The organism is Corynebacterium sp. UD i78, assembly GCF_056280545.1.
In genome coordinates, this window is record NZ_JBWCED010000001.1 from 2,470,677 (window position 1) to 2,486,732 (window position 16,056).

A 16,056-nucleotide genomic window follows, 5' to 3' on the forward strand; every position below is an offset into this window, starting at 1 on the left:
ACGGAAACCCCGATGCCCGGACCAGCCTCCACCGACCTGAAAAGCCGGACCACCGTCCTCGTCTCTGTCCTGTGCGCCGCACTGGTCACGGCAGTGATCCTCACCGTCGGCGTCATCGCCCTGCAGCGCTCCGGCGGGGACGGCGACACCACGGTGCCGGTCGGCTCCGACGGGCAGTCCGCGGAATCGCAGGCGCCTGCCATGTCCAGCTCCGCCACCTCCACATCCTCTGCAGCACCGTCGGCAACGCCCTCAAGGTCCGCCTCGGGATCGGCGTCCGCCCCGGCACCCGATGCATCGACCGGCGCAGCTACCGACGGGGCCTCGGCCGGCGAACCGGCGGAAGGCAGAGGAAGCACCGGTGATACAGCCGACGCAGGCACCACCGACGGCACAGACAGCGTACCCACCCCGGGCACCGACGAACTCACCGACATCGTCCACCTGCTCACCGCGTCCGACGCCACCGACGCCGAGAAGGAGAAGTACCTCGAGTCCACCGACGCCCTCATCGTCCCGCAGACCGTCTCACGCGTCGGACTCTTCCGCGCACCCCGCGGCGGATCCGAGATCACCGGCCCCGTCGAACGCGACGGCGACACAGTCACCGCCCACCTCAACGCCTGGTCACAGGGAATACCCGATGTGTCGTTGCCGATCACCTTCGTCTACCGCGACGGAACATGGCGACTGTCCAGCGCCTCGGTCTGTACCGGCGTCCGCACCGTCGGCCTGCCCGTCTACTGCAACGCCTGAGCCGCCATGATCACCACCACCGACCTGACCTGTACCTTCGGACGGCGCCGACCTGTCACCCCGCTGCGGGGCATCACCCAGACCTTCCCCGACGGCCGGGTCACCTACGTCCTCGGACTCAACGGCACCGGCAAGTCCACCCTGCTGCGTCTGCTGTGCGGGGTGCGGCGTCCCACCGCGGGGCGCGTCCTCGTCGACGGGAGAGCACCGGACGCCTGGCCCGCCCCGGGGCGCCGGACCGGCATGTTCCTCGACACCGCCGCCGTGCACCCCGGCCACACCGGACGCCGTCACCTCCGGTGGCTCGCCGCCGCCTCCGGGCTGGACGCCGCCGAGGTCGACCGTCGGCTCACCGACGTGGGGCTCGACGTTGTCGCCGATGACGCGGTGTCCGGGTACTCCCTGGGGATGCGCCAGCGTCTCGGCATCGCCGGCGCACTGCTCGGCGACCCGCCCAATGTGATCCTCGACGAGCCGCTCAACGGCCTCGACATCGCCGGGGTGCTGTGGCTGCGCCGTCTGCTCCGTGGACTGGCCGCCGACGGGCGGTGCGTCATCGTCGCGAGTCACCACCTCAGCGAGGTCGAGCTGTCCGCGGACGCCGTCATGCTGCTCGAAGCCGGACACACCGTGGCCGCCGGTCCGCTCGACGAGGTGCGCGGGGAACATTCCAGTCTGGAGGACGCCGTGGTCGCCCTCGTCCCCCGCGCGGCCGGTTCCGCGGAGGTGCGGCGATGAGTGCGTTCCTGCGTAGTGCCCGGGCCGAGGCCGTGCGTCTCGGCGGACGCCGGGGACCGCTGCTCCGGGCGTCCCTCCCCCTGGGCCTGGTCCTCCCGCTGCTGGTCAGTGTTGTCGTCGCCGCCGTCGCAGAGAAGCTGCACGGCGATCCGGGAGACGGGTCCGGTGGACTCGGCGAGGCCCTGATCCGGGTCCGCGAGGTAGGCACCACGAACTCGCTGTACTGGGTGATCTCGTTGGGGATCACGGTGCATGCGGTGGTCGCGGCCTACGCCCAGGCGACGTCCACCCGCGGTGCGGTCGGTGAGCTGCGACGGCACCTCCTGCCCCGTATCCGGTGGGATCTTCCCGCGCGCTGGGCCGTCACGGGTGCGGTCGCGGCCCTGTCTTCGCTGGTGGCGGTGGTCACCCTGCTCGTGACGCTGCCGGCACTGTTCCCCGGTGTGTACGGGACGGTGTCCATCGGGTCGGACGCCGGGCTGCGGTTCCTGTGGACGGTGCCGCTGTACGCGGTGGCCGCGTCCGGCATCGGGGTGGGGCTCGGCGCACTGGTGCGGGTGCCGGCAGCTGCGGTCGCTGTGCTGACACTGTGGTCACTGCTCGTCGAGAGCGCCCTGGTCTACATCCCGAAGGGTGCCGACCTGCTGGGGTGGATGCCCTTTCTCAACGGACAGTACGCGACGGGGCAGGATATCGCCCTGGAACCGGCCTGGGGACCGGACGGCGCGCTGCTCTATGTCTTCCTCGTTGCTGCAGTGCTGGTGGGCACCGGAACAGTGGCACTACGAAAAATACTGTGACGACATAACAGGTGACCGTTCGGCGGTACCTGATGGCGATACTGTCAGCAAAATCACCCCCGGCACCCCCCGGAGGCCAGAAGTGTGGAATGCATCACATCCACTGAAAAAGGTGGGTCTGACATGGTTCTTTGCAGGAAAGATCCGGCGTGGCCGGCGCAGATCCGATGCAGAATGCTCTGGTCGTCACAGCGGGGGTCTTGTTAGCGTCCCGTCACACCTTTTCCCCGACCGGAAGGATCTGCCCCATGACCGATACGTTCACCGGAGCTGTCGTCGAGGAGTTCGGCGCCCCCGTCGTCGTCAAGGACGTCGAACTGCCCACTCCCGGACACAACCAGGCTCTCGTCAAGCTCATCGCCTCCGGCATCTGCCACACCGACCTCCACGCCGCCCACGGCGACTGGCCGGTCAAGCCCGAGCCCCCGTTCATTCCCGGCCACGAAGGTGTCGGTGAGGTCGTCGAGCTCGGACCCGGCGACCACACCGTGAAGGTCGGCGACATCGTCGGCAACGCCTGGCTCTGGTCCGCCTGCGGGAACTGTGACCAGTGCCTGAAGGGCTGGGAGACGCTCTGCCCGAACGCGGAGTACGGCGGATACACCGTCGACGGTTCCTTCGGCACCTACATGCTCGTCGACACCCGCTTCGCCCCGAAGATCCCGGAAGGCGCTGACCCACTGGAGGTCGCCCCGATCCTCTGCGCCGGTGTCACCGTCTACAAGGGCCTCAAGGTCTCCGAGACGAAGCCCGGCCAGTTCATGGTCATCTCCGGTGTCGGTGGTCTCGGCCACCTCGCCGTGCAGTACGCCAAGGCCATGGGCATGCGCGTCATCGCCGTCGACATCGCCGATGAGAAGCTGGCGCTGGCGAAGAAGCACGGTGCGGAGTTCACCGTCAACGCCGCCGAGGTCGACCCGGCCGAGGCCGTGCAGGAGTACACCGACGGCGGTGCCCACGGCATCCTCGTCACCGCGGTGCACCCCCAGGCGTTCGGCCAGGCGATCAACATGGCCCGCCGCGCCGGCACCATCGTCTTCAACGGCCTGCCCCCGGGAGAGTTCCCCGCCCCGATCTTCGACATCGTGCTCAAGGGTCTGACGATCCGCGGCTCGCTCGTCGGTGACCGCCAGGACCAGGTCGAGGCGCTGGACTTCTATGCCCGTGGCCTCATCCACCCGACGGTGACCGAGTGCCGCCTCGATGACGTCAACGAGGTCTTCACCAACATGGAGAAGGGCAAGATCGACGGACGCATGGCGATCCGCTACTGATCCGCTGCTTACCCCCTCCTGCGGATGTCCACCGATGTCCACCGATGTCCGAGATGTCCGCAGTACGCAGCGTGAGGCTGTTCTGACCCGGGTCAGAACAGCCTCACGCTGCGCGTTGCCGACATTGCGTAGTGCCGATACGGCGGGACGGTCGCTGTCACGCCCTGCCCGTGCGCTCGCGGTGCTTGCAGCCCGGCCAGCAGCAGGGACGCCGCTTCCCCTCCTCCAGTTCCTCACAGGTCCGACGGATACGTCGGTTACGGGTCCTGGCCTGCTTGGCGTCCCCGACCCAGCAGATGAACTCGTTGCGCCCCAACGGGGTGCACGCCTCCCACAGATCGAGGACGCTGCGGGCGACCGCCGGGCTGCCGTCGTCGCCCTCGCCACGGTCGCCGCCGAGGATCGCTGCGCGCAGGTCATCGGGCAGTTCGTGGACGACACCACCGGAGACGACCACTTCACTCACGTCACTCATGGACACGACGCTACCGGATCCGGGCGGGATTCACTCACACCCAGTCACACACCCAGTCACACATCAGTGCACGCGGGAACGCTGGCGTGTAATCATTCACACACTCCGCAGATCTGCTGCACGGCGGAAGGCGGGGAGGAGTCACCGAGGAAACGGGAAACGGCAGGCGGAGGAAACACCTACACCCGGTAGCGCTGCACCGCGGTCCAGGTCGGGTCGACCTCATCATCGAGGGACGCCTCGCCGAGTTCCCAGGTGGAGACCGTGGCGCGCAGGGAGTTGAGGATGTGGTCGAGGTCGGCTCCACCAGCCATGTCGGCACTGTCACCTGCGCCGATACCCAGGTAGTAGTGCAGCGTCACCGCGTCCTGCCGGCCCACGCCATCCAGTCCGGCCCCGGGTTCACCGGTCCCGGCACCCTCCTGGTGGACCACAGCGACGAGCAGCCCCGCACGGTTCTCCCGGACGGTGGCCGACAGGGCGTCCTCCAGCGCAAGAACGGTGGAGCGGACCTGCGCGCCGGTGAGCTCCGTCGAGCGGAGCGGGTCGATATGCAGCGTCACCGCGACATGGTGGTTACGGCCCGGGGCGACCGTCGGCGCCAGCGGCACGATCGTGCGCACCACCGCGTCCGCCCCGTTGACCTCCATACGTAGCTCGGTGTGCGTCGGATGCCCGTCCGGATCCTTCGCGGAGGACGCCATGCGCGTCACGAGCCCGCGCAGGTCAGCCATGCTCACGGCGCGGTCCGGGCTATGGTCGGTGACCTCGATCGAACCGATCCAGGTCGCGACAGTCGCGGTACCCAGGGCGTCCTCCAGCAGCTGACGCGCCACCGCCGGGTCCGGGGTGGCGTTCTCGCCAGAAGACATGGCAGAGGGAGCGGCATCCGGAGAAACAGCTGCACCGAACAGTCCCGCACGCAGCGCCGCGGTCTTCGCCGAGCCCCACTGCGGGTGCCACACCGTCACATGGATGATGCTGTGTCCTGCTCGGATGCCGATGCAGCAGTCGGCGGGGTCATACAGGCGCTCACTCACAGAGCGTCGAGCGCCTGGGTGAGGTCGGCGATCAGGTCGTCGATGTCCTCGATGCCGATGGAGATGCGCACAAGGTCATCGGGCACCTCGAGGGCGGAGCCGGCGGCGGACTGGTGGGTCATCTTCGACGGGTGCTCCAGCAGGGACTCCACACCACCGAGCGACTCCGCCAGGCAGATCAGCCGGGTGGACTCGCAGAACTTCAGGGCGGCGTCCTCCCCTCCGGCGAAGCGGACAGAGACCATCGCGCCGAAGCCCTTCATCTGCTGCGCGGCGATGTCGTGGCCGGGGTGGTCCGGCAGGCCCGGGTAGAGGACGGTGTGGATCTCGGGCCGGGACTGCAGGAACTCGGCGACAGCCTGGGCGTTCGCACAGTGGCGGTCCATGCGTACGCCGAGGGTCTTGATCCCGCGGTAGGTGAGGTAGGCGTCGAAGGGGCCGGGCACCGCACCCACTCCACCCTGCAGGAACAGCAGTTCACCGTCGAGATCCTCGTCATTGGTGACGACCACACCGCCGACCACGTCGGAATGTCCGCCGAGGTACTTCGTGGTGGAGTGCATGACGACGTCCGCGCCGAGGGCCAGCGGATTCTGCAGGTAGGGGCTGGCGAAGGTGTTGTCGACGACAAGCTTCGCACCGTGGCCGGCGTCCTTGATCGCGGCGGCGGTGGCGGCGATGTCGGTGATGCCGAGCATCGGGTTGGTCGGCGTTTCCAGCCAGACCAGCTTCGTCTCCGGACCCAGTGCCCCGACAATCTGGGCGGTGTCGGCGGTGTCGACGATGGAGCAGGTGACGCCCCACTCCTTGTAGGTGGTGTCGATGAGGCGGAAGGTTCCGCCGTAGGCGTCGGATCCGAGGATCAGGTGGTCGCCGGGGCGCAGCAGGGCACGCAGCAGGGTGTCGGTGGCGGCCATGCCGGAGCCGAAGGCGCGGCCGAAGCGGGCACCTTCGAGGGCGGCGACGGCCTGCTCGACGGCGGTGACGGTCGGGTTGCCGCAGCGGGAGTACTCGAAACCGCCGCGGAGCTGCGCCACCCCGTCCTGGGCGTAGGTGGTGGAGGTGTAGACGGGCACGTTGACCGCACCGGTCTGGCCGTCCGGCTCGTAACCGGAGTGGATGGCGTTGGTGTTGAACCCGAAGGGGCGGCCGGTGGCGTCGGTCAGCCGGGCCGCGGCCGTGAGTGCGGCCTCGCGTCGCGCGGCGGTACCGGCGTCCGCCCGGTTCTCGTGCTCGGCGTGCTGTGCCTGATCGGCGCTGGTCATCGGGTGTTCTCCTGGGTGCTTCTCGTCGTTGCCCCGGGTCGACGTTCCGGGACAGTGCATGCGCAGGCCATCCTATCGGACAGAGCTGTCTGGCACGGCGTCCGGCATACTGTCTGGCATGGTTGAATCTGATCCTGCCGCCGTGCCCGCTGCTCCGGACGCCGCCCTCCGTGCTGAGGTGGACGCCGATCCGCGCTCCATGTGGGACCGCATGGTCGCCGGGGAGCTGTACCACGCCGATGACCCGGAGATCGCCGCCGCGGGCCTGGCCGCCCGTTCGGCATGCTGGAAACTGGGTCAGACCGACCCGGCGGACGTGGCGTCCTACGAGGAAATACTGAGCGACCTGCTCGGCTCGGTCGGGAAGGACGCCGTGGTCTGGCCCGGGCTGCGGGTGGACTACGGGCCGAACATCCACCTGGGTGATCGCGTGTTCCTCAACGTGGACGCCACGATCCTCGACGTCTGCCCGGTGCGTATAGGTAAGGACACGCGGATCGGGCCGGGCGTGCAGCTCCTCACGCCGCTGCACCCGCTGACCGACCATGCGCTGCGCGCGACGGGCTGGGAGTACGGGGCGCCGATCACCATCGGCGAGAACTGCTGGTTCGGCGGGAATGTCACGGTATGCGCCGGGGTGACCATCGGCGACAACGTGGTAGTCGGTGCGGGTGCCGTGGTGACCCGCGATCTGCCGTCCGGGGTGCTGGCCGTGGGGACGCCGGCGCGGGTGATCCGGGAACTGTAGGACAGCGGGCACCTGCGCGCCGAACGGTTAGGGGTAGCAACTTAACACCGGTGCCGACCCCCGGTAACAGGAGAACCGGGCAACCGGTTGGTGCGGGTGAAGTTTCTACTCCGCCACCGAAAGGCTCCCTGCATGAGCTCCGCCCGCCACCGCGCCGCTTCCCGTTCCACCCGATCCGCCCGCACCGGGCTCGCCACCACCGCGATGCAGCGGAAGAAGTGGCGTACCAGCATCCTCAGTCTCGGCGCGGTCACCGCACTGGGCGTCGGCGTGGCGGTCGGCCCGTCGGCATCTGCGGCGAACTCCTACACCGGCGACTTCAGCATGGATCAGCTCGATGACCTGCTGAACAACGACATGATCCTTGACTACCTCGAGGTCTGCCGCAACGCCGACGGCTCCACCCCGGTGCCCGAGGAGGGTTCGGAGGACGCCCGCCCGGTGGCGGTCGCGGACTGCTCCCGGGCGACCGGCGACGGCATCGCCATTGTCCTGCCGGACAACATTGAACTGGGGTCTGCCGCGGAGAACGTGACCGTTGACCTGGGTGATGACATCAAGATCCTCGGTTACACCTACGAGCTCGGCGAGCGGAACCTCTTCGAGATCCTCAGCGCGGCTGCGCTGGGAAGCGACACCATCAAGAGCGTCGTCGGCGCGCTCGGCCTGCCGCGGATCGACCCGTCGAAGCTCGGTGAGTACAGCTCCTACGAGCAGGTGCAGGCTGATGCGGCGTTGCCGTACGAGGCCGCCTACCGTAGTGAAAGAGGAGAGTGCAACAAGTGGTTTCTCGGGTTATGCATCGGCTGGGAAACCGTCAGCGTCGAGTACGACGCCAACCTCGAGAGGCGCGCCGACGCCCTGAAGATCGCCGAGTACCTCACCGGCCACACCTACGACGCGTCCCGCCCCGTCGAGCTGCCCGACCTGGCGTCCTCCGGCCCCCGCGGCACCGCCACGATCGCCGGCGACGGCATCAGTGTCGCCGCCGCGATGCGCGACGGCAATGCCCTGGCCGAGGCCAAGAAGCTCTTCGGCCTTCCGGCCGCTGCTCTCGCCGGTGCCGACCAGGGACGCAGCTCTATCGCGCACTCCACCCTCGGCATCTCCACCGCACTGAACATGGACACCAACGAGATCGGCCTGACCTGGTTCGGCCAGGCGCTCGACCTCACCAAGCTCCGCGATCTGGGCATCGAGAAGTACGCCGGCGACGAGGTCATGGACCTCCTCGACACCGCCGAGAACCTCGACATCCCGAAGCTCAAGGAGGTCTCCTGCTTCGGCATCTCCGCGTCCGCCACCGCTGAAGGCCTCGGCTCCTGCACAAACATCCTGGGCACCTTCGACCGCTACGAGGACCTGCGCGACCCGGTCGTCGGAGAATCCCGCCAGACCCAGTGGGGCCTGACCGACCTGTCCTCCCTCGTCCTCGGTAATGATGCCCTGGTCAAGCAGCTCACCGGGGACGCTGGATCCACCCCGTTCCTCGACGACCTGATGACCAACATCACCAGCGAGGAAGGACGCCTGAAGTTCGCCAAGGACTTTGTCCGTCTGACCAGGAACGTCACGACCGAGGAGGTCGAGGTTCCGGTGCTCGATGACGAGGGCAACCCGCTCCTCGACGAGGACGGTGACGCAGTCACCGAGAAAACCACGCGGCAGACCACGGCAGCCTGGTTGACCTCGGACTACGGTCTGCGCGAGCCGGTGACCGTGGAGTGGTTCGGCCACCGCGTGGTCTTCTTCCCGGGCGTCGACGTCAACGGTTCGACTCGTCCGAACCTGCTCAGTCTGCCGCAGATCGAGAAGATCGCCGACGATGCCGACACCGGCCTGCTCCCCAAGGTCAGCCTCGTGACCTGGGACAACGCCTTCGGCCTGGGCACGGTCACCCTGGACGATCTCACCCGTCCGGACCGGATCTTCACGAACTGGGCCAAGAGCGTCACGCTGCCGTCCGATCTGAAGTGGATCGGTGATCTGCTGGGTCTCGGCAAGGATGATGAATCCGCCGACGATGCAGAGGACGGCACCGGCACCTGCGACACCGCTGACGGTACAGACGAGTCCGGGGAGTCCGGGGAGTCCGGGGACAACGAGGACTGCGGAGAGGAAGCAGCCGGCCGATCGGCTGACGGCTCAGGTTCCGCTTCCGACGGGTCTTCCACGTCCACCACGCCGGCGGGCCAGGGCCTGGACGAGAACGACGCCACCAGCCGGCGCTCCGGTGAACCCACCGACACGACCGTGGCCCGTCCGTCCGCCGGGACTACGGCACCTGCGGAATCGGGCGGTGCCACCGACCCCTCTCCCGGGTCGACCGCCGCGTCCCCCACCCAGGATGACGAGCCGACTGACGAATCCGGTGCCACCAGCGGCGAGCCGGTCGACGATCCCGCTGAGGACACTGAGGACAGTGAGGACACTGAGGACACTGAGGGCGCCGACGAGGCCACCTCCTAGTCACTCCCCCTTGTCGGCACCAGAACCGAGCGTGCTGCAGTGTCGCTACCGGTACCGGTAGCTGCACTGGTGCCGACACGTGTACCTGCACAGATGTCAGAGAACCACCTCTCGTCCTTCACCGGCTTCCCGGCGGTCTCGTCGCAGTCCTCGGAGAAGGTGTGGCACACGCCGGTGACCTCGTCACCGTCGAGCGCCGGGTAGCCCTGCCCCGCCACTTCACGACTGGAGTAGTCAAGGCCGCCGGACGTCGTGTCCTCCGTCGACGCTGCCTCGGTGGAGTAACTGAGCATCTTCGTCGGCTGCCTGTCGGCGAGAGCACCTTCGACCGAGAAGCGGTCGTCGATGTCCGGCGTCCCGGCGGCGGCGACGGCGCCACGGGAGAGGACGTGTTTGATCGATGAGGTGAACGTCATGGGGAAGAGTAGATTATACGGCTGTTCATCTCATGTTAAGAACCTCGTACTTCTGCGCTCATAACCGATTCACCGGTCGCCCGTAGCGTCCTGCAGCATGACCGTTTCACGAACAGTTCTCGCCGCCCTCGGCGCCTCCACCCTCCTCGTCACCGCCGCCTGCAGCAGTGGGGATGACGACAGCACCGACAGCACTGCCACTGCGGCGTCCTCCGAAGCCGGCGCCCTCGCCGAGCGCTCCGCCGACGGCGACATCACCACCAACGGTGGTGCCCGACGCCTCGACGGCGACCAGACCGACTACATCCGGGACGCCATGCGCGACGCCGGCGCGAAGAACGTCATCCTCCTCATCGGCGACGGCATGGGCGATTCCGAGATCACCGCCGCACGTAACTACGCCGAAGGCGCCGCCGGCCAGTTCGCCGGCATCGACGCCCTCCCCGTCTCCGGCCAGTACACCCACTATTCACTGAACAAGGACGGCTCGCCGAACTACGTCACCGACTCCGCCGCGTCCGGCACCGCCTGGGCCACCGGGACAAAGAGCTACAACGGCGCGATCGGCGTCGACATCCACGGCGAGGCGCAGCAGAACCTCATCGAGAAGGCGAAGGACGCCGGCCTGGCCACCGGCAATGTCTCCACCGCCGAGATCCAGGACGCCACCCCCGCCGTCCAGGCCGCACACGTCGAACAGCGCAAGTGCTACGGCCCGGAGGACACCGAGAAATGCGGCGATGACCTGCTGGAGAACGGGGGCTCCGGCTCCATTTCCGAGCAGATCCTCGACACCCGCGCCGACGTCACCCTCGGTGGTGGCGCCGAAAGCTTCGGACAGACCGCCAAAGCCGGCGACTGGGAGGGGAAGACCCTCATCGAGCAGGCCACCGAACGTGGCTACCAGCTGCCGACGACCGCCGCCGAGCTCGACGAGATCACCGCCGCCGACCAGGACGCCCCGGTCCTCGGCCTGTTCAGCGACGGCAATATGCCGGTACGTTGGGAAGGTGAGAAGGCAGTGAAGGAGGGCTACCTCCAGCCCGCGGAGACCTGCACCGACAACCCGGAGCGCACCGCCGAGGTGCCGCTGCTCGCCGACATGACCTCCAAGGCCATCGACCTGCTCTCCGAGAACGACAACGGCAAGGAGAACGGCTTCTTCCTGCAGGTCGAAGGTGCCTCGATCGACAAGGAGGACCACGCGGCGAACCCCTGCGGACAGATCGGCGAGACCGTCGACCTCGACGAGGCGGTGCAGAAGGCCCTCGAGTTCGCCGAGGCCGACGGCGAGACCCTCGTCCTCGTCACCGCCGATCACGCGCACACCAGCCAGATCGTCGCCCCGGTGTCGGAGGAGGACATCGAGGGCATCGCCGAGGACGCCGGCGTCTCCGTCGAAGAGGCCCGCGCCTCCGTCTACCCGGGTCTGTCCCGCAATCTCACCACGAAGGACGGCTCGGAGATGACCGTCGCCTACGCCACCTCCGACAACCAGGACACCACCGACCAGGGTCACACCGGCACCCAGCTGCGCCTCGCGGCCTACGGCCCGGGCGCGGCAAACGCCACCGGCCTGACCGACCAGACCGACCTGCACTTCACCATCGCGGACGCACTGGGGCTCGAGGACTAGTTGTAGTTCCCCCGGACGCGGTCACCGACCCACACCGACCGCCACACTCTACCCCTGCCACCATGTGAACATCTTGTTTCACATGGTGGCAGCGTCCTACAGTCACCCCATGACGTTCAAGAAACTCAGCGGCATGCTGCTCTTCCGCATTGTGGTCGCCATCATCCTCGGCATCCTCTGCAGCCTGTTCTTCCCGGACTGGCTGGGCCGCGTGTTCGTGACCTTCAACGGACTGTTCAGCAACTTCCTCGGACTGTTCATCCCGGTCCTCATCTTCTCGCTGATCACCCCGGCGATCGCCAACATCGGCCGCGGCGCAGGCAAGTGGCTGGGCCTCACCGCCGGCATCGCCTACGCGTCCACCATCATCTCGGGTCTCGCCGCCTTCGGTGTCGCCTCGGCGTCCTACAACTGGCTGCTCGGCGACAAGTCACTCGACACCCTCGATGACATCGACGAAGGTGCGCTGACCACCTACTTCGACATCGAGATGCCCGCACCCTTCGAGGTGATGACCGCCCTCATCCTCGCCTTCTGCATCGGCCTGGCGATGACCGCGGTGCGCTCCGAGGTCCTCCGTGCCGGCGTGAACGAGCTCGAGGGCATCGTCATGAAGGTCATCAAGGTCTTCGTCATCCCGCTGCTGCCGCTGTTCGTCTTCGGCACCTTCCTCGGCATGGGCATGAACGGCACCCTGCTGGACGTCATCGGTGCGTTCATCAAGGTCCTCATCCTCGCCGTCGTCATGACGGTCCTTCTGGTCATCGCCCAGTACCTGGTCACCGGCGCGATCACGAAGACGAACCCCTTCAAGGCCCTGTGGACGATGATGCCCGCCTACGCCACCGCGCTCGGCACCTCCTCCTCGGCGGCGACCATCCCGGTCACCCTGGAAGCCACGAAGAAGAACGGTGTCTCCCCGAACGTCGCCGGCTTCACCGTCCCGCTGTGTGCGACGATCCACCTCGCCGGCTCGATGATGAAGATCAGCCTCTTCGCCCTGGCCGTGATCCACATGTTCGACATGGACGTCTCCGCCGGGAAGTTCATCGGCTTCCTGCTGCTGCTCGGCATCATGATGATCGCCGCCCCGGGTGTGCCCGGCGGTGCGATCATGGCCGCCGTCGGCGTCCTCGGTGACCAGCTCGGCTTCGACCAGGACCAGATCGCCATCATGATCGCGGCCTACATCGCCATCGACTCCTTCGGCACCGCCGCGAACGTCACCGGCGACGGCGCGATCGCCCTGATCGTCAACAAGATCTCAGGCGGTCAGCTCGGGATGGACTCCCGCGAGGCGGAGATCAACGAGGCCGCCGCCGAGTCCATCACGGACGCCCGGAACTGATCCAGAACTGATCAGGACGCCACGACTGCCCCGTCACGCAGCGTCACCACGGCATCCGCAACATCGAGCTGGCTACGGTCGTGGGTGACGAGGACGGTCGCCAGTCCGAGCTCGTCGGTGAGACCACGGAGCAGCTCGACGATCGTGCGGGAGAGCGCGGCGTCCAGTGCCGAGGTCGGTTCGTCGGCAAGCAGCACCCGGGGGGATCCGGTGAGCGCGCGGGCGATATTCACCCGCTGGCGCTGACCACCGGAGAGCTGGTGGACGCGGCGGTCACCGTACCCGCCCAGGCCGACGCGCTCCAGCAGTGCGTCAGCCTTCCTCTTCTCTGTGGCACCAGGACGCCTGCCCTGGATGTGGTCGACGATGAGCAGCTGCTCACGGACCCGTAGCGAACTGAAGAGATTCGCGGACTGGAAGACCATGCCGGTGCGGTCGCGGTGCACCTGCCCTGCGTCCGGGACGGTGAGTCCGGCGGCGACGGAGAGCAGTGTGGACTTGCCGCAGCCGGACTCGCCGACCACTGCCGTGACAGTCCCCGGCGCGGCGGTGAGAGAGACATGGTCGAGTGCGGTGACGGTGCGGTCACCGTCGGGGTAGCGGACACTGACGTCGGTCAGGGTGAGTGTGTTCGTCATCAGGATGTCGCCTCCATGGCGATGCGGGGATCGGTGGACAGGACGCGGCGGGTGGCGACGAGTGCGCCGACCACACCGAGGATGAGGACGCCGGTCGACGGCACCACCACGGTCGACGCGGACAGACTGAAAGGCACCATGGACCCGGCGACTGTGCCGAGCCCCAGCCCGGCGAGTGCGCCCACCGCCACTCCGGCGGCGAGGACCACGACCGCCTGGCCGAGAGCGTCACGGAAGACATAGGCCTTCGTTGCCCCCAGTGCCCGCAGCACGGCGATGTCGCGGGTCCGCTGAATCGTCCAGACGGACAGGAAGGCCACGATGACCAGCGCGGAGATGCCGTAGAGCAGCCCCTGGATCGCGACCAGGGAACCACGCTCAGAGGTGTAGGCGCTCAACCCGGAGAAGGAGTCCTTCACCGTGAGGGCGGTGGTGCCGGTGGCGGCTGCGGTGGCGTCCCAGTCGGCGGAGGAACCGTCGGCCATGAGCACGGTCGGGTCATCGGTGTGGGCGACGGCCTGCCAGGTGCCGAGATCCACCAGTGCCACCGGCAGGTGACTGTACTGCAGTTCAGGGGCGGTGGAGGGGGCGACCGGCACGTCGACACCACCCAGGTCGACGGAGGTGGCGTCCCCGGTGATGCCCCTGAGAGCCGGGGGCAGCAGCGCGGCGTCGGCGGACACCGTCGCCCCGCCCACCGTGGTCCCGGCGGGCAGACCGAAGACGGCGACGGTTCCGGTGGAGCGTGTCCCGCCGTCACTGGCGGCCATCCTGGTCTGGGTGATGCCCAACGGCGTCACGGCGTCCACCCCGGTGGTCCCTGCCCAGGTGGTCGCGGCGTCCTGTCCGACTGAGGATCCGGTGAAGGAGAAGGAGCCGTCTTCACCGGTGGTACCGATGAACCGGTCGGGGTGGAGAGCCTCGAGGGCGGAGGTGTTCTGCTTCCCCAGGCCCGCGGTGAGTCCGGTGAGCATGACGATGAGCAGGGTGACGAGTCCGACGACGGACCCGATGAGGACGAATCGGCCGGTGGCGGCGCGGATGTCCCGGAATGCCAGGTACACGGCATTCTCCTTTCTGTTGCCGAGTCCCATGCTTCGCCCCGGGACGCTGCGGCACATCGCCCCGGCGGGTGGTCTGTTTCTCAACCGATCGGTCGATCCCCCGGCCCCGTCGCCCGCCCTACGCTGGAGGTCGTGACCACCCCGCTCGCCCAGTTGCTGGAGACCCTCCGGCTCGCCCTGCACCTTGTCTTCGCCGCCCTGCTCGTCGTCTCCCTGGTGCAGTTCTTCGCCTCCGACGCCGCCGACGCCTCCCCCGCCCGCCGGATCGCGGTCATCGTCCTCACCGCCCTGCTGGCTGTCGTGTACCTCGCGGGGACGGTGGCCGGACAGACCAGTCCTGGCCTGCGACGGTTCGCGCTGCCCTGGCTGGCCGTGGCGCTGGGGCTGTGGGCGGTGCTCGTCGGTCTCTCCGCAGACGCCGTGTGGCTGCTCTTCCCCCTCGTCTTCGTCGTCCTGTCGCTCACCGGGTCGGTCGCCGGGGCGCTGGCCGTCGTCGGATGCTGGGTGGTGGCCGCCGGTGTTCCGCTGATCACCGGGCAGCGCAGTGGTGTGGGCGGCGTCCTCGGCCCGGCGATCGGCGTGCTCTTCGCCGGAGTGGCCTACTGGACCTACCTGCGGCTCACCCGGGAGGTCGAACACCACCGGCAGGTCGCCGAGCAGCTCGTCGCCACCCGCGACCGGCTGCTCGCCGCGGAGAACCAGGCAGGACGCCTCGCCGAGCGTGAACGGCTCTCCCGCGAGATCCACGACACCCTCGCCCAGGGCTTCAACTCTGTCCTGCTGCTCTCCCGCGCCGCCCGGACCGCCATTGACCAGGGACGGACCGGGGATGCCACCGACCAGCTCAGCGTCATCACCTCCACCGCCCACGACAACCTCATCCAGACCCGGGCGCTGGTCGCCGAATGTGCGGCCGCCATGACGACGACCCCCTTGTCTCAGTCATTGCGCCAGCTCACCCAGGACGCTGCCAGGCGCGCCCGGGCGCTGGGGGCGTCCACCACGGTCGACCTCGACGCGGAGGAGGCGGAGGCCACGGCACTCCCCGCCCCGGTCAGCGAGGTACTGCTGCGGGTGGCGCAGGAGGCGGTGACGAATGCGGTGGACCATGCCGGGGCGTCCCGCATCCGGGTGACTCTCGGGGTGTGGGACACCGAGGCGACCCTCGACGTCTTCGATGACGGCTGCGGCTTCGACCCGGCGTCCGTGCAGCGTACCGAGATGGGCGGCTACGGCATCGCCGGGATGCGGGACCGGGTGGCCGCTGTGGGCGGCGAGTTCACCGTGGACTCCACCGTGTCCGGCACGGTGGCCGGCACGGTGGCCGGCACCGTCGTCGCCGTGCGCGTGCCGACCGGGGATGTGCAGCCGTGAACGGTCCTGTGCGGG

General features: G+C 68.2%; 15 protein-coding genes. 9 read left to right on the forward strand and 6 right to left on the reverse strand.

What is annotated here, in order from left to right; all coding sequences use genetic code 11:
• The first annotated feature begins 12 nt into the window (after positions 1 to 12).
• The 4 genes from ACZ9GM_RS11555 (at position 13) to adhP (ending at position 3,568) form a co-directional block, all read left to right on the forward strand.
• Positions 13 to 756 (forward strand): MTB12 C-terminal domain-containing protein, encoded by a 744-nt coding sequence (locus tag ACZ9GM_RS11555; RefSeq protein ID WP_476037902.1) that lies wholly within the window; start codon positions 13 to 15, stop codon positions 754 to 756.
• A 6-nt stretch (positions 757 to 762) separates the two neighbouring features.
• Entirely contained in the window at positions 763 to 1,494 is a 732-nt protein-coding gene (locus tag ACZ9GM_RS11560) for an ABC transporter ATP-binding protein (RefSeq protein WP_291475518.1), read from the forward strand.
• Positions 1,491 to 2,294 (forward strand): hypothetical protein, encoded by an 804-nt coding sequence (locus ACZ9GM_RS11565; RefSeq protein WP_291475519.1) that lies wholly within the window; start codon positions 1,491 to 1,493, stop codon positions 2,292 to 2,294. Before ACZ9GM_RS11560 ends, ACZ9GM_RS11565 begins: the two co-directional genes overlap by 4 nt.
• Positions 2,295 to 2,542: 248 nt before the next feature.
• Entirely contained in the window at positions 2,543 to 3,568 is a 1,026-nt protein-coding gene (gene adhP, locus ACZ9GM_RS11570; protein WP_291475520.1) for an alcohol dehydrogenase AdhP, read from the forward strand.
• 157 nt (positions 3,569 to 3,725) lie between these two features.
• On the opposite strand, the gene ACZ9GM_RS11575 is transcribed toward adhP, so the two are convergent.
• The 3 genes from ACZ9GM_RS11575 to ACZ9GM_RS11585 form a co-directional block, all read right to left on the reverse strand.
• A complete protein-coding gene (locus ACZ9GM_RS11575) occupies positions 3,726 to 4,034 on the reverse strand; it encodes a YdeI/OmpD-associated family protein (protein WP_291475601.1) in 309 nt (102 codons plus the stop codon).
• 188 nt (positions 4,035 to 4,222) lie between these two features.
• Positions 4,223 to 5,083, reverse strand: coding sequence for a hypothetical protein (locus ACZ9GM_RS11580; protein ID WP_476037903.1), 861 nt, complete (start codon positions 5,081 to 5,083; stop codon positions 4,223 to 4,225).
• Positions 5,080 to 6,348: a cystathionine gamma-synthase gene (locus ACZ9GM_RS11585; RefSeq protein ID WP_476037904.1), complete on the reverse strand. Its 1,269-nt coding sequence runs from the start codon at positions 6,346 to 6,348 to the stop codon at positions 5,080 to 5,082. Before ACZ9GM_RS11585 ends, ACZ9GM_RS11580 begins: the two co-directional genes overlap by 4 nt.
• Positions 6,349 to 6,466: 118 nt before the next feature.
• On the opposite strand from ACZ9GM_RS11585, the gene ACZ9GM_RS11590 reads away from it, so the two are divergent.
• Together ACZ9GM_RS11590 and ACZ9GM_RS11595 are read left to right on the forward strand one after the other, a co-directional pair.
• A complete protein-coding gene (locus tag ACZ9GM_RS11590; protein WP_476037905.1) occupies positions 6,467 to 7,096 on the forward strand; it encodes a sugar O-acetyltransferase in 630 nt (209 codons plus the stop codon).
• 132 nt (positions 7,097 to 7,228) lie between these two features.
• Positions 7,229 to 9,565 carry a hypothetical protein gene (locus ACZ9GM_RS11595; RefSeq protein ID WP_476037906.1) on the forward strand — a complete coding sequence of 779 codons (2,337 nt, stop codon included), beginning with the start codon at positions 7,229 to 7,231 and terminating at the stop codon, positions 9,563 to 9,565.
• Here ACZ9GM_RS11595 and ACZ9GM_RS11600 read toward each other — a convergent pair.
• On the reverse strand, positions 9,562 to 9,981 hold the full coding sequence (locus ACZ9GM_RS11600) for a hypothetical protein (RefSeq protein WP_476037907.1): 420 nt from the start codon (positions 9,979 to 9,981) through the stop codon (positions 9,562 to 9,564). The genes ACZ9GM_RS11595 and ACZ9GM_RS11600 overlap by 4 nt on opposite strands.
• 97 nt (positions 9,982 to 10,078) lie before the next feature.
• Here ACZ9GM_RS11600 and phoA point away from each other — a divergent pair, with 97 nt between their 5' ends.
• Positions 10,079 to 11,617 (forward strand): alkaline phosphatase, encoded by a 1,539-nt coding sequence (phoA, locus tag ACZ9GM_RS11605; RefSeq protein WP_291475525.1) that lies wholly within the window; start codon positions 10,079 to 10,081, stop codon positions 11,615 to 11,617.
• A 109-nt stretch (positions 11,618 to 11,726) separates the two neighbouring features.
• Positions 11,727 to 12,965 (forward strand): dicarboxylate/amino acid:cation symporter, encoded by a 1,239-nt coding sequence (locus ACZ9GM_RS11610; protein ID WP_476037908.1) that lies wholly within the window; start codon positions 11,727 to 11,729, stop codon positions 12,963 to 12,965.
• Between the two features lie 11 nt (positions 12,966 to 12,976).
• Here ACZ9GM_RS11610 and ACZ9GM_RS11615 read toward each other — a convergent pair whose 3' ends face one another.
• Positions 12,977 to 13,603 carry an ABC transporter ATP-binding protein gene (locus ACZ9GM_RS11615; protein WP_291475527.1) on the reverse strand — a complete coding sequence of 209 codons (627 nt, stop codon included), beginning with the start codon at positions 13,601 to 13,603 and terminating at the stop codon, positions 12,977 to 12,979.
• Positions 13,603 to 14,667 (reverse strand): ABC transporter permease, encoded by a 1,065-nt coding sequence (locus tag ACZ9GM_RS11620; protein WP_476037909.1) that lies wholly within the window; start codon positions 14,665 to 14,667, stop codon positions 13,603 to 13,605. Before ACZ9GM_RS11620 ends, ACZ9GM_RS11615 begins: the two co-directional genes overlap by 1 nt.
• 132 nt (positions 14,668 to 14,799) lie before the next feature.
• Between ACZ9GM_RS11620 and ACZ9GM_RS11625 the strand changes: the two genes are divergently transcribed.
• Positions 14,800 to 16,041 (forward strand): sensor histidine kinase, encoded by a 1,242-nt coding sequence (locus ACZ9GM_RS11625; protein WP_476037910.1) that lies wholly within the window; start codon positions 14,800 to 14,802, stop codon positions 16,039 to 16,041.
• The last annotated feature ends 15 nt before the right edge of the window (positions 16,042 to 16,056 follow it).

What these genes read in the sequence shown, in the direction of transcription:
- ACZ9GM_RS11595 (WP_476037906.1), top strand. Translation starts at nt 7,229, where the DNA reads ATGAGCTCCGCCCGCCACCGCGCCGCTTCCCGTTCCACCCGATCCGCC.
- ACZ9GM_RS11610 (WP_476037908.1), top strand. Translation starts at nt 11,727, where the DNA reads ATGACGTTCAAGAAACTCAGCGGCATGCTGCTCTTCCGCATTGTGGTC.
- ACZ9GM_RS11555 (WP_476037902.1), top strand. Translation starts at nt 13, where the DNA reads ATGCCCGGACCAGCCTCCACCGACCTGAAAAGCCGGACCACCGTCCTC.
- ACZ9GM_RS11585 (WP_476037904.1), bottom strand. Translation starts at nt 6,348, where the DNA reads ATGACCAGCGCCGATCAGGCACAGCACGCCGAGCACGAGAACCGGGCG.
- ACZ9GM_RS11560 (WP_291475518.1), top strand. Translation starts at nt 763, where the DNA reads ATGATCACCACCACCGACCTGACCTGTACCTTCGGACGGCGCCGACCT.
- ACZ9GM_RS11600 (WP_476037907.1), bottom strand. Translation starts at nt 9,981, where the DNA reads ATGACGTTCACCTCATCGATCAAACACGTCCTCTCCCGTGGCGCCGTC.
- adhP (WP_291475520.1), top strand. Translation starts at nt 2,543, where the DNA reads ATGACCGATACGTTCACCGGAGCTGTCGTCGAGGAGTTCGGCGCCCCC.
- ACZ9GM_RS11565 (WP_291475519.1), top strand. Translation starts at nt 1,491, where the DNA reads ATGAGTGCGTTCCTGCGTAGTGCCCGGGCCGAGGCCGTGCGTCTCGGC.
- ACZ9GM_RS11590 (WP_476037905.1), top strand. Translation starts at nt 6,467, where the DNA reads ATGGTTGAATCTGATCCTGCCGCCGTGCCCGCTGCTCCGGACGCCGCC.
- ACZ9GM_RS11615 (WP_291475527.1), bottom strand. Translation starts at nt 13,603, where the DNA reads ATGACGAACACACTCACCCTGACCGACGTCAGTGTCCGCTACCCCGAC.
- phoA (WP_291475525.1), top strand. Translation starts at nt 10,079, where the DNA reads ATGACCGTTTCACGAACAGTTCTCGCCGCCCTCGGCGCCTCCACCCTC.